This is a genomic window from Hwangdonia sp. (genome assembly GCF_048381975.1).
GTDB lineage: Bacteria > Bacteroidota > Bacteroidia > Flavobacteriales > Flavobacteriaceae > Hwangdonia > Hwangdonia seohaensis.
The window spans coordinates 52305-66607 of sequence record NZ_JBLWYT010000001.1 but is presented as its reverse complement, the minus strand read 5'-3'; the positions used below and the strand labels follow the sequence as shown (position 1 = coordinate 66607).

Sequence of the window (14303 nt, the reverse complement as noted above, 5' to 3'; positions counted from 1 at the left end):
AACTAAAATTTGGCAGATTGCCACGGCCTTCGTCATCGCAATGACGATTTAAAAAGATATAGCGGAAAGCCCGACCGAAGCGATCCTGCAAGGTTTTGCCTATACTGAGCTTGCCGAAGTGAAAACCTTGTAGGTATAAGCGTAGGGAACGCCCAAAACACGATTTAAATTCCTGTTTTCACGGGAATGGCCATTCCAAAAAATACCTTGCGCCAAACTGCAAGGCCTTATTTTATATTTAACAACGTTTTATTAACTTTGATTAACTAAAAGGTTAAGCATTGGCACTAAACTTACAAGTCATTCCGCGGGTAAAAACGATTTCGAAACAGGACTTTTTAACGCAGTATTTTAAACCGCAAAAGCCTGTGGTTATCGAGCGTTTTATTGAGGATTGGCCGGCTTACACCAAATGGAATTTGGAGTATATAAAAAGTGTTGCCGGCGATATTACGGTGCCGCTTTACGACGACCGACCCGTTGATTACAAAGAGGGTTTTAACGAGCCACATGCCAAAATGAAAATGGCCGATTATGTGGATTTATTAAAGCGCGAGCCTACCAAATACCGCATTTTTTTGTGGAATATTTTAAAGGAAGTACCCCAATTGCAAAACGATTTTAGCTTTCCGGATTTTGGGTTGCGACTTATGAAAGGCTTGCCCATGCTGTTTTTTGGCGGCAGGGATTCGTACACCTTTATGCATTACGATATTGATTTGGCAAACATTTTCCATTTTCATTTTGAGGGCAAAAAACAGATTATTCTGTTCGACCAAAAACAGAACGATTATTTGTATAAAATTCCGCATTCGTTGATTACCAGAGAAGATATTGATTTTAACAATCCGGATTTTGAAAAATGGCCCATGCTTAAAAAGGCCCAGGGTTTTAAAACCGAATTAAACCATGGCGAAGTGCTTTACATGCCCGAAGGTTATTGGCATTACATGCGATATATTACGCCCGGGTTTTCCATGAGTTTGCGCGCCATTGCCCGTAACCCCAAAAACTTTGGTAAGGCCGTTTACAACCTTTTGGTTATGCGGAACTACGACAATGCCATGCGCCGCTTAAAAGGGCAACAATGGATTGATTGGAAAAACGAGCAGGCTATTGTTAGAACCCACCAAAAAAACGGTATTACTTAATTAGCTCGTTGGCCTTTTCGTACACCAAAGCCGATTCCCATCCACGATACAGCAGATAATCGATTAATTTTTTCCGTTTCTTAAAAACGTTGGTTTCTGTAATTGTATTGGCTTTTTTTTCGGCTAAACTATTGAAAACCTCGATGTACTCCTCGTTTTCAATAGCATTAAGTGCTTGATTTATATTAACTTTGCTTATGTCTTTTTTCTTTAGTTCGAAAGTTAATCGACGCCGTCCCCATCCCTTAATTCTAAACTTACCACTTACAAATGTTTTGGCAAAACGTGCTTCGTTAAGATAGTTGTGTTTTAATAGGTGTACTATAATTACATCAATAGCTTCGGGTATCATATGCATACTTTCTAGCTTTTGCCTCACTTCTTGATGACAGCGCTCTTGATACGCACAATAATGCTCCAGTTTACTGGTGGCTTCTTGTAGGGTATATGTTTTTTTGGAATACATGTTTCAAAAATAACAATTGGTACATTAATAAAAACCAAATCTTGGATATTAAAACTTAACAGTTATGAAAAAAATTACTTTTACAAAATCCGTTGCTTTATTCTTTACATTTTTGGGTGTGATTGGTTTTGGGTATGGGCAAACTACATTGGCAAAAGAAGACATTGCTATAATTGGAGTAAACACTGATAATGAGGATTTTACATTCTTACTGAGAACTGATATTACTACTGGGACTCAAATCTATTTTTCTGATAATGAGGTAAATGCCGCAGGCACAGGTTTACTAGACACAAATGAAGGATTGGTATTATTTACTGCATTGTCTGATTATAGTTGTGGTACTGTATTAGGTTTTATCGCAAACAGCTCTGAATTTACAGTAATTGACAATACTTTTGCTTTAGCAAATGGTGGTGATGAAGTTCTTGCTTTTCAAGGATATAATGCTATAACCGATGAGTGGACTACATTTTTACATGCTAATGTAGATGCTACGTTAACAAATTTACCAATAGGTTTTACATCTTCTGATATTGTTGATGGAACTCAAGATAATAGAGAGTATAATGGAAGTACAGCTAACCCTAGCTGGACAGATTTAAATTCAATAGCTAATTATGATCAAGCAAATGATTACAGTAGCGTGACTTTAAGTACCGCTGCTTTCGCTTGCGTTGCATGCTCACTAACAGTAACATGGAATGGCACTTGGAGTGGCACACCCAGTTCATCTACAGAAGTTGTTATAGAAGCAAATTACAGAACTGGTAATAGTGTAAATGAAATCAATTTTAGTGCATGTAGTTTAACTATAAACAATGGGGCTATTTTAACCATAGATAATGGAGGGTATGTTGAAGTTGAAAATGATGTTTTGGTTAATGATGGGGCAATTAGAGTAGAATCACAAGGTAATTTTGTGCAAAATGACAACTCAGGTTCTTTTACACTTGGGGTTTCTGGAACAGCCAATGTAAATAAAGTTACCCCTGCCAAACAAGATTGGTTACACTACACATATTGGAGTTCGCCAGTGGAAAATTGGACGATCGCCGACGCCTTCCCTTTTACGCCTACCGATAGACGCTTTTGGTTTAATGCGGCAAATTATTTAGATGAGCACACAGTTAATACAGCCAATGGCGTACCTGATGACATCGACGATAATAATGATGCATGGCAATATGCTTTGGGAACTGATGTAATGCTACCCGGAGTGGGTTATGCAGCAACAGCAGGACCTTTTCATACCCCTGGTGGAACCGACAGTGCGGATTTTTCTGGTGTTTTTAACACAGGGGATAAATCGACAAGCATCTCTTATAATGCATTGAATACATTAGGTAGTTGGAATTTTATTGGTAACCCCTATCCATCTGCCATAGATTTTATAGCCTTTCAAGCCGCGAACTCTACGGTTATTGACGGTGCTGCTTACTTTTGGTCGCAAGCAAGTCCTCCAAGTAGTGCAAATCCTGGAAATCAAGTTCAAAATTTTGATTTAAATGATTATGCTGTATATACTGTTGGCTCTGGCGGAGTTGCAGGTGGTACTCCAGATGAACCAACCCAATATATTCCTTCTGCACAAGGTTTCTTTGTTGCAGGATTATCAAATGGTAGTGTCACTTTTACTAATTCAATTAGAATGGCAGATGGTACGAGCAATACACTGTTTTTCAAAAATGCTAATTCTAAAAAGAATGCTGGAGCTGTAGCTAATAAATTATGGGTTAATTTAACATCTGACAATGGAGTATTTAATCAAATTTTAGTGAGTTATGTAGATGGTGCGACAAAAGGAAATGATGGGATGTCTTATGATGCACCTAAGTTTTTATCAAATACTGTGGCTGTACTATATACATCTATGGAAAATATAGATAAAAAATTCGCCATCCAAGGCAAAGCCCCGAGCGATTTAAATGAAAACGAAATCATCGATTTAGGTTTTAAAACCGCCATTGATGTGGAGACACTTTATACCTTTTCCATTGCGCAATTTCAGGGTGCCTTTTTAAATAACAATCCCGTTTTTTTAATTGATAATCTTTTAAATAAAATCCATGATTTAAAGGTTTGCGATTATAGCTTTACTTCAGAAGTTGGCGAGTTTAACAACCGTTTTCAAATTGCGTTTAGCGATAAAGCATTATCTTCGAACGACTTTGGCTTAAACGACAATGCCCTTAAAATTATTGAATTGGCCAACGATTATGTAAACTTTAAACTATCGGATAATCTAAGAATTAAGTCCGTTACTATTTTCGATCTTTTGGGCAGACAACTTTACAACTTAAAAGGCGCTAACAGCTCTGAAACCTATCAGCTTTCAAAGCTTAAAAACACGGTTTATATTGCCAAGGTGGAATTATCAAACGGTGCTATTATTACCAAAAAAGCTATTAAGCAATAGAACCCTTTCGCTTGTATTCTGTTGATATAGTTTCGTTTAACAGAAAAAAAATAAAAATAGCTTGTGCGATAAATCCTTTTTATATAGTTTTGTTGGCTGAGTAACTTGCCGTTATTCACCAAATTATGATTTTGCCCCAAAAAACCTCTCCAATTTCATAATATCTCTCATTTTTTTTAAAAATTAATATTATGAATGGAATTTCCTATTTCAAAAGGCTAGGCCTTTTATTTGTTTTTTTTATCAGTGCTTTTGGCCATGGCCAATGTGGTACAGAAACCGCAACCTGGAATGGCACAACCTGGATTTGGACTGGCGGCATTACCGTAGGCACCGTACCCACAACCGGAACCGCGCTTTTAACCATAATAACAGGGAATTACACCACAAATGCTACAAACGGTAGTTTTTCTACTTGTAATTTAACCGTTTTAGGCACACTCAACATTGCCAATGGCTATTATATTGAAATTGAAGATGGGGTAACCGTAGATGGCGGTAACATAAATGTAGCCGAACAAGGTGCATTTATGCAAAATGGGGTAAACCTATTGGCGGGTACTTTTATTACCTTAAATTCCGGAAGCGCTTCTTTAACTAAAACAACCCGAAATTATGTAGACAGCGGATTGCATTATACCTATTGGTCGTCTCCCGTAACGAATAACGACATCACAACGGTATTTCCAAATCCCGATGATGGTAGACGATTCTTTTATGACGCCTCTAATTTTTTAGATGAACACACCGTGGGCACTACTAATAACACACCCGATGATATTGACGACGATGGCAACGATTGGCAAGTTGCAACTGGCGCCATGACACCGGGTTTGGGGTATGCCGTAACCGCTGTTGCTCCGCCTTTGTTACCCTTTCCATTTCCGTATAACGACTCCGCAACGTTTACTGGAGTTTTTAACACCGGTGATATTGAGGTGACCATTTATAGAAATGATACCGAATTGATGGATAGCAACTGGAATCTGATAGGAAACCCTTATCCGTCGGCCATTAGTTTAGACGATTTTCTTGATTTAAATACTTATGATCTAGCAACCAACCCAACCGGAACAATTGGCGGTGTTATTTATTTTTGGACGCATATAAGAACTGCATCTGGGGCAAACCCGGGAAATCAAGTGAACAATTTTAGTCAAGATGATTATGCGTCAGTCAATAAATCCGGTGGAACACAAGCGGTTAATGGTGGAGAAGTTCCAAATAAATTTATTCCTTCGGGCCAAGGTTTTTTTGTAACATTTGCCAATGATGCACCCACTACAGGTGGTGTGTTTCCGGTTTTAAGCAATACGGTTAAGTTTAACAACGACATGCGCGTTACCGGAAATAATGATCAGTTTTTTAAGCCTTCAAATTCTAAAAACAACCCAAGCAGCACCAATAGATTATGGATTAATTTAACTTCGGATAACGGTGTGTTTAATCAAGTTTTAGTGGCCTATATCGATTATGCTACCAGTGCTTATGATGGTGAAGCTTTTGACGCGCCCAAAAATTTATCCTCTGGTGCACCAGCGGTTTTATACACGCTAATAGACAGTTCAAATAAAAAATTCGTTATCCAAGGTAAGGCACCTAGCGATTTAAACGAACATGAACTTATCGATTTAGGTTTTGAAACCTCCATTGATACAGCAACGCTTTACACCTTATCTGTGGCACAATTGGAAGGCGATTACTTAACCAATAATACCATGTATTTAAAGGATAACTTGCTTGCTACAACCCATAATTTAACAGCTTCGGATTACACCTTTACATCTGAAACCGGTGAGTTTAACAACCGTTTTCAAATTGCGTTTAGCGATAAGGCCTTGTCTACCAACGACATCATTGAAAATGAAAATAGCCTGACTATTACCGAATTGGAAAACGACCGCATTAACTTTAAAGTGTCAAACCATGTAAACATTAAAACAGTAAGCATTTTCGATCTTTTAGGCAGACCACTTTACAACTTAAAAGGCGCTAATAGCTCTGAAACCTATCTGCTTGCAAACCTTAAAAACACGGTTTATATTGCTAAGGTGGAATTATCAAACGGCGCAATGATTACTAAAAAAGTGGTTAAGAAGTAATTAATGTTTTTACAAACATAGTGAAGCGATCTGTTTATTTATAAATGGACTTTAAATAAACAGATTGCCACGTCGTGCCTCCTCGCAATGACGTTTTGATTCAATAAGAAAGATACCACTTTCTTCGTCATTGCAATGGCGTTACAAACTATATTTTAAAGCCAAAATAAAGTTTCTTCCCGCTGCGGCAATACCCGACGAATAGGTTTTATAGCGTTTATCCGTAATATTTTCTAAACTGGCGGTAAGTGTTGTTGACTTTGTTAATTGGTATTGCGTTCTCACATTTAACGTGCTCCACGAGGGTGCGTACGGATTGCCGTTTTCATCTATAGCATAAATGTAATCTTTCCCAATTTCCGAAGGTGCCAATTGATTAAACGCCAATTCGTTGTTGTAATTGGCAAATACATCAATTTTTAAATCTTTATAATTCCAAATTAAGTGCGTGTTTCCAAAACTAGGGGCCACATGACGAATGGGTACTTCAATATTTTCTTTTTCTTCGGTGCCACCGGTAACGCTGTATTGCGAGGTTAGTTTTAGGCTTTTGGTAATATTCATATTCAAACCCACTTCAAAGCCATAAATCCACGCTTTCGATGCATTTTGTATGGCTTGCACATTACTTAGTTCGCCATCGTACATAATCTGTGTTTCGCCATTTAAGTTGTAGTGGCGGCGTACCAAAGCATTATCTAAATAGGTGTAATACGTGCTCATATCCAAAATAAAATCATCGCTAAAGCTCAGTTTTAAACCCAGTTCGCCACCATAGGCATATTCGGGTTTTAGGTTTTCGTTGGGCACGACCACCGACCCGGGTTCGGAATCGAATACTTTACCAATATCATCAATATTTGGTGCTCTAAAAGCTGATGAGGCATTGAGTTTCCATTGCAAAATCTTGTTGGGCGACCAACTGATTCCCGCGGTTCCGGTAAAAGCGCCTGCCTTATTTTCAGAGGATTCAAAAGGTAAATTCAAATAGGCATTATTCGCTTTAAAATCGGCTTTTGACACAATATGGTTGAAACGTAAACCCGATTGGAAAACAAACTTCGGATTGGGTTTGTATTTAATACTCGAATAGATAGCTGCCGATTGCCAACTCGCCCCGTTTGGGTATCTCGAGACGGTTGGAAATCTTGTGCCATTGCTAATGTTTTCTTCTTCACCGTGAGACATCACCTTGTTGTAAACATATTCCAGTCCGTAGAAAAATTGCGTTTTTGAACCTAGGTTTTTTTCAAAATCCAAATTAAAAGAAAAAGCATCGACGGCTTCCTCCCGTATATTTCTAATATCAGATTGAAAGTCTCTATCTTTTCTGCTTTCCTGAAAATTTTGGTACGCCAAGGTCGCCTTAATTTTATTGTACAAATTAGAACGACTGCTTAGTTTGGTGGCTTGAAAATTAGACATAAACCATTGCTGCGGCCCATAATTCCATTCGGCCGAACGTAAAGCATCATTCTTGTATCGGATCAATCGGTCGTATCTTGGTATATCGGAAGTTGTGGTGTAATGCAAGCCCAAATCGAAACTTAAATTTTCGTACGGCTGATAATGTGCTTTTTGCATCACATTTAATTGATTGTATCCCGAATACCTTTGTTTTAAAGGGTTGTTGTTCTCAATAATAACATCGCCATTATTTGTTGCCAATGCAAATTCTGGCCTTAAATAATTATTGGGGCCATGGCTTCCCATTCTTAAATCGTTAAAATCCGTATAGCTCACATTGGTTAAAAACGCCCATTTTTTGTAGCCTAAATTAAAGTCGAAATGACCTGTTTTTTCTTCGTTTGCCGTAGCATATCGCACAACAGCATTGGCTTTAAACAAAAGGGCATCGGTATTTGACAGTTTGGGTTTTAGGGTATAAAAACTCATTACGCCGCCAATGGCATCGCTACCATAAATAACCGAACCCGAGCCTAAAGTAACTTCGGTATTCTGAATGGCAAAGGGATCGATAGCTATAACATTATGCAAGTTTCCGCCCCTAAAAATAGCGTTATTCATTCTTACACCATCCACCGAAATTAACAACCTATTTGTTGAAAACCCACGAATCATTGGGCTTCCGCCTCCTAATTGGCTTTTTTGAATATACACTTGCCCGGTGTTTCCCAATACATCGGCACTGGTTTGCGGATTTGTAAATTGGATGTTTTTTGAATTCAGACTAATAATTTTCTGTGGAATGTCTTTTTTGTTTTGTTCAAACTTTGATGCTGAAATTACAATCTCTTCCAAACCCTGCATATTGGCATCTAAATACACAATATTGAATGCGTTGATTTGTGATTTTGTGAGCTGTTTTAAAATATGGGACAGATGCTGAAAATAAATGGTTTCGGTATCTGAAAAGACTTCTAAATTAGCCTCTCCGTTAAGGTTGGTAATAACGCTTTTAGTTTTATCGTTATTGTAAATGGCAACGCCATAAATTGGTTCTTCGGTAAGTTTATTAAGCACCTGTACTTGTTGCGCAACCACACTTTGATACACAAAAAACATTAAAAAAACAATGTAACGAAATGGCATACTTTAACTAAAAACTTGATTAAAAATCTGGAGTGATTTTGGGGTTTTAAAACTGCCCAAATGTAATTCAAAATAAAGCAAAATCATACTTAAAAACGATTGTCTTTGTTTCGCGTTAATTTTCACTGAAGATAAGCCATCAAATGTTGTGCCCAATAAGGTTTTTAACAGTGTTAAATTTTCTCCCGAAACCGTGTATTTTCCATATTGTTTGGTTTCAAATTTACCATCCAATAAATTTAAATAATTATACGAACTATGGATTTCTTCGGGGTAAAAGCCTAAATACTTGGTGAGGTTTAGTAAAAAAAGTAGATGAAAATTTGAGTATTCAGTCTGCGCATCCAACCACAATAGGGTGGTTTCGATATAACTAAATAAGTTGCTGTTTTGTTCTTCTTCTTTTAAAGTATTTGCCAATACTTCAGCCAAAAACAAAGCAATGGAACTTTTATAAACATTGGCGTGTAAACTGGTATACAAATGATGGAGCTTAACCTCTTTTATTCCTTGTAAAGAACGGTTTTCTTTATAATCGATTTGCATTTGCAGTTGTGACAATAGCTGAAAATATGCGATTTTTGAACTCCCCTTTTTGCTTTTAAATACACCTCGTAGCAGAAAACTAACCACACCCAATTGCTCGGTATAGCATTTTACGATTAAATCGTTATCGCGGTACTTTAATTTAGATAAAACAATAGCATTTGTGGAAAGTAGCATTATCTAACAACCATTAATTTTAACACTTTGGTTTCAAACGTATCCAAGTCTGATAGCATAACTAAATATACGCCTGAAGCTACGACGTTGTTGGCAAGGTTTTTTCCGTTCCAATACGCTGTTCCGCCGTCAATTTCGAGGTTGTAACCGCTGTATCGCAGATTGTTTCTTGATTGTGCTTCGGCTACCAAATTCCCTTCGATGTCTGTAATTTTTATATTTACGTTTTCTGAAATATCCTTGATTTTTACTTTTTCATCAACAATATTAAAGGTTGGCCTTACCGGATTTGGATACGCGTAGGCGCTTTCTAAATCGTTTAACGGACTTGAGCCACCCGATTGAAAAGACACCAAGCCTTTATTGGTTGCGATGTAAACAATGCCATTTGAAGGGTCTAATGAAATATCGTTTATGGTATTTGATGGCAATGGCGAATTGGATTTTGTAAAATGAAAAATGGTTTTTTGACCGTCTGCAGAAAAATAAAACAATCCGGAATCGGTAGTTCCAATCCATTTATTGTTGGAGCCATCAACTTCAATGTCAGTAATGTTTTGCTCAAACAACAACTCTTTGGCGATACCACCCTCTTCAATTATTATTTCCTCAGCTCGGATATTTTCTTCGGTAAAGAAATTTGAAGTGTTGTACAACACCCTTAATCCTCTAAAAGTACCAATCCAAAGTTGGTTTTTTTTATCTAATGCCAGCGTTGTAACATAAGGCGTAGGCATATTTTCTTCTTCTTTGCTAATGCTTTTCATTAATGGCGTACTTCCGTTTTCATTAAATCCAATTACACCGTACTGATAACTCGCTATCCATTTGGTGTTATCGTTGCCAATAGCAATATCGCCAAAACCCAAATTAACATCATTTATTACCTCTGAAAGGCTATAAGATTGCCATTGATTATTATTGGGATTAAATGATTTTAAAGCTTTATCAACCCTACTGGTAACCGTCCATAATAACCCATTATTATCAAACTTTGTGGGGCCTACCCTAATGTCTATATAATTGGGGTTGCCAGAAATAATTAACGATTCTAAACCGCTATTGGTTTGGTTGTACAATATTGTTGGTACTTCATCAGTAACTTCCAATAAGCCGCTAAAAAATGAACTTATAAAAACTTGGTTATTATTGTTTGGGTTTATGGTAATGGTATTTAAACATTTGGCATCTAAAACATCTAGATAAGGCGTGTTTATCCAACTATCATCTTTAAAATGACTGATGCCTCTGTTGTTTAATGGGTAAGGATTGTAAAAAACATTATACTCTCCAAAGGTAACCCACAATTCATTTTCACCAGATTGAATTGCAAAAGGGATGTTTAACAATGGGCCTTGGGGATGGATTTCTTCATATTCGGTTGGGTTTGCAACTGGTGTCTTTAAAACACCGAAATCCTTGGTGCCTATATAAATCGAATCCAAATGAAAAGTAGCCGATGTAAATGCGGTACTAAACGTACTATTTACATTAGCCTGAGCAATAGAATTAAAACTACTATCGTACATGTAAACACTGTTTTGTGTAGTAACCAATAGCCTGTCGTTAACTGTTTTTACTTCAACTGGCAAGTCTGGAAACTGAAATACCTCGGTTAAAACATCGTTTACCACACGATACATTCTTCTGTTGGTTCTAAGCGTATATAGGCTATTCTCTACAGATTGAACGGCTAGAAAATCACCATTAGTAACCGTTTGCCAATTTTGATAATCAATTAAATTTGGGCTGGATACCTGTGCTTTTTTCAATCCGTTGCCATCTAAACACGCCGCGTAAATGTAATCATCTAAAATAGCGGTTTGAGTAACTCGGGTTTGACTGCCCAAGGCCCCTATAAAATAGGTGTCGCCAAATTCTAAACGTTCAATATCAAATACCGAAATACCATAATTGGTAGAAACATAAACCACATTGTTGTAAGCGTTGAAATGATTGATCTTTTTGCTGGTTGGCGGAATAGTTGGTTTATCAATAATATCGACAACGGAGAGAATATCGTCATCGTCATCAAAAGCTATTTCTATTAAACCATTATCGTAACCAATAAGCAACAACTCATAAACATCGCTATAATATATGGTTGAAATGGTTTTGCCGGATAATCCGTTAACGGTAGTAAGCGTGCTTAATTCGTTAGTTTGTAAATCCAAACTAAAAATGGCGTTTTCTGAAGCTGCATAAATTTTGTTATTGCCTTTTACAACATCCTTAATGGTATTGTATGAAAAATGCCCTTGCCAGAGTGCCGAGAAATCTTGGGCAAAAAGCAAACATGGCAATACAAACAGTATAAATACAGCAAGTCTTTTAATCATAAAAAATTATAATAAGAGCTAAAGATATTTATAAGAAACGAATTTTACTTTAAAATAATATAATTAAAATTAAAAAAGCCTCCTAAAATCCAGGAAGCTTTTATAGTTTTTAAGAGGGTGCTTTATTAAACCACCCCTTGTGCCAACATAGCATCGGCTACTTTAACAAATCCAGCAATGTTAGCGCCTTTAACGTAATCGATATAGCCATCCTCCTCTTTACCGTATTTAATACAGGAATCGTGAATATTACACATTATTTCTTTTAACTTACTATCAACCTCTTCTCTTGTCCAATTAAATCGCAAAGAGTTTTGTGTCATTTCCAAACCAGAGGTTGCTACACCACCCGCGTTTGAAGCCTTTCCTGGAGCAAATAATATTTTGGCTTTATGAAACGCGGTTATAGCCTCTTTAGTAGATGGCATATTTGCACCTTCGCTAACACAGATACAACCATTGCTTAAAAGCGTGTTGGCATCATCCTCGTTAAGTTCGTTTTGGGTTGCGCAGGGCAATGCGATATCGCAACTTACGTCCCATGGGGTTCTTCCTTTTACAAATTCTGCATTGGGGTATTTTTCAACATATTCATGAATTCTACCTCGCTTTACATTTTTTAATTCCATAACAAAGGCCAACTTTTCAGAATCAATACCATCTGCATCGTAAATATAACCTGAAGAATCGGACATCGTTAACACCTTGGCGCCCAATTGTAAAGATTTTTCAACGGCAAACTGAGCCACATTTCCAGATCCGGAAACCACAACCTGTTTACCTTTAAAATCATCACCTTTGGTATTTAGCATTTTTTCGGCAAAATACACTGTACCGTAGCCTGTTGCTTCTGGTCGTATTAAAGAGCCTCCCCAAGACATCCCTTTACCTGTTAAAACACCTGTAAATTCGTTTCTTAGTTTTTTGTACATCCCAAATAGAAAGCCTATTTCCCTGCCTCCAACACCAATATCTCCAGCTGGGACATCCGTATTTGGGCCAATATGCCTAAATAATTCGCTCATAAAAGCGTGACAAAAACGCATAATTTCATTATCCGATTTTCCTTTAGGGTCAAAATCCGATCCTCCTTTTCCACCACCCATGGGTAGGGTTGTTAAAGAGTTTTTAAACACTTGCTCGAAAGCTAAAAACTTTAAAATACTGGCATTTACAGTTGGGTGAAAACGCAAGCCCCCTTTATAAGGGCCAATAGCAGAATTCATTTGTACGCGATAGCCTCGGTTAACTTTAATTACCCCTTGGTCGTCAACCCAAGACACCCTAAACGAAATTAATCGTTCTGGCTCTACCATTCTGGTAAGTATGTTTTTGTCACGGTATATATCGTGTTCCAGAATATAGGGGATTACTGTTTCGGCCACTTCTTCAACCGCTTGTAAAAATTCTGGTTCGTGGCCATTTCGCTCTTTAACCATGCTTAAAAATGCTTCAATATTGTTTTTCATATACATGAATTATATTACTTAATTGTGGAAAATGTAATTTTAGGGCACAAATATACGTTATCTCTAAAAATTATATCATCTTTTTTTATAATTCGTAATAACCTACTTATGTCGCATTCCACAAAACGCACAAATATTTGTTTGTTAACTGCATTTTTATATATTTGTCCATATAATGCCTCAAAAAACAAAACCTTATTATGCTTAACTTGAAACATTTAGCTTCAGCGTTTTGCTTGTTTGTTATTTCTCAAACTGCATATTCTCAATTAGGCTTTTCCCACGAAATAGGCGTTATTGCTGGTCCGGTAGAATTTAGATCGGATTTTGGCAGTCGTGATGACGTAAAAACAAACTTTGGTAATTCCGGATTTGGTATTGGCATTGTTCATTATATAAACTTTTCATACAGAGCAGATTGTAACTGCTATACAACCGATACGTATTGGAATGATCATTTTAAATTAAGAAATGAGATTTCGTGGAATAAAACCACTTTAAACCATCACGGAAAATGGGTAGACCCTAGCCGTACAACACCTAATGCCGATAAACTTAGAGCACATTCTGGTATTGCACAAAATTTGGATATTGGAACGCAACTTGAGTTTTTCCCACGAAGTATTCGAGATTTCCAAGCGTTTGCCTACAGATTTGCGCCTTTTGCCAGTTTAGGTGTTCATTACACATCTTTTAGCCCTAAAGCGAGTACAACCTATGGCAATACGACCGACCCTAACTATCGAGGGGTTTTTGATCAGGCAAACATCTATTCTAATTGGTTTGACAATTTTGACCCTGCTGTAGACCCATACCCTGTTAACGTAAACGGAGGTAGCACATGGTCTATAGTTAGTAGTGCCGGTGTGCGCTATAAACTTGATAAATTATCAGATTTAATGTTGGATTTTAGATTTCAATATTACTTTAGTGATTGGGTTGATGGTTTAAACCACAAGTTAGAATACAACAAACATAACGACTGGCTTTTATGGTTTAATATTGGTTATGTTTATTATTTAGATTAAAATAGATATTTATTGATATATAAAAACCCCATAATTGAAAGCTCAGTTATGGG

The 14303-nt window shown here is 37.0% G+C and carries 9 protein-coding genes; 4 read left to right on the top strand and 5 right to left on the bottom strand.

Annotation, left to right across the window (positions count from 1 at the left end):
• Positions 1-281: 281 nt before the first annotated feature.
• Positions 282-1151 (top strand): cupin-like domain-containing protein, encoded by an 870-nt coding sequence (locus ACN5J7_RS00235; protein WP_418602203.1) that lies wholly within the window; start codon positions 282-284, stop codon positions 1149-1151.
• On the opposite strand, the gene ACN5J7_RS00230 is transcribed toward ACN5J7_RS00235, so the two are convergent.
• A complete protein-coding gene (locus ACN5J7_RS00230) occupies positions 1144-1617 on the bottom strand; it encodes a regulatory protein RecX (RefSeq protein WP_418602201.1) in 474 nt (157 codons plus the stop codon). The two genes, ACN5J7_RS00235 and ACN5J7_RS00230, sit on opposite strands and share 8 nt — an antisense overlap.
• 64 nt (positions 1618-1681) lie before the next feature.
• Here ACN5J7_RS00230 and ACN5J7_RS00225 point away from each other — a divergent pair, with 64 nt between their 5' ends.
• Together ACN5J7_RS00225 and ACN5J7_RS00220 are read left to right on the top strand one after the other, a co-directional pair.
• The gene (locus ACN5J7_RS00225) at positions 1682-4036 is read left to right on the top strand and encodes a T9SS sorting signal type C domain-containing protein (protein WP_418602200.1); all 2355 of its coding nucleotides are present in this window, start codon (positions 1682-1684) and stop codon (positions 4034-4036) included.
• A gap of 191 nt (positions 4037-4227) precedes the next feature.
• Positions 4228-6138, top strand: a complete 1911-nt coding sequence (locus ACN5J7_RS00220) for a T9SS sorting signal type C domain-containing protein (protein WP_418602199.1) — start codon at positions 4228-4230, stop codon at positions 6136-6138.
• Positions 6139-6279: 141 nt separating this feature from the next.
• On the opposite strand, the gene ACN5J7_RS00215 is transcribed toward ACN5J7_RS00220, so the two are convergent.
• The 4 genes from ACN5J7_RS00215 to gdhA form a co-directional block, all read right to left on the bottom strand.
• The gene (locus tag ACN5J7_RS00215) at positions 6280-8691 is read right to left on the bottom strand and encodes a TonB-dependent receptor plug domain-containing protein (RefSeq protein WP_418602198.1); all 2412 of its coding nucleotides are present in this window, start codon (positions 8689-8691) and stop codon (positions 6280-6282) included.
• A gap of 3 nt (positions 8692-8694) precedes the next feature.
• Positions 8695-9414: a DNA repair protein RecO gene (gene recO / locus ACN5J7_RS00210; protein WP_418602197.1), complete on the bottom strand. Its 720-nt coding sequence runs from the start codon at positions 9412-9414 to the stop codon at positions 8695-8697.
• On the bottom strand, positions 9414-11753 hold the full coding sequence (locus ACN5J7_RS00205) for a two-component regulator propeller domain-containing protein (RefSeq protein WP_418602196.1): 2340 nt from the start codon (positions 11751-11753) through the stop codon (positions 9414-9416). Before ACN5J7_RS00205 ends, recO begins: the two co-directional genes overlap by 1 nt.
• A 125-nt stretch (positions 11754-11878) precedes the next feature.
• A complete protein-coding gene (gdhA, locus tag ACN5J7_RS00200) occupies positions 11879-13222 on the bottom strand; it encodes an NADP-specific glutamate dehydrogenase (RefSeq protein ID WP_418602194.1) in 1344 nt (447 codons plus the stop codon).
• Between the two features lie 200 nt (positions 13223-13422).
• On the opposite strand from gdhA, the gene ACN5J7_RS00195 reads away from it, so the two are divergent.
• Positions 13423-14250 (top strand): THC0290_0291 family protein, encoded by an 828-nt coding sequence (locus tag ACN5J7_RS00195; protein WP_311936308.1) that lies wholly within the window; start codon positions 13423-13425, stop codon positions 14248-14250.
• Positions 14251-14303: the final 53 nt, after the last annotated feature.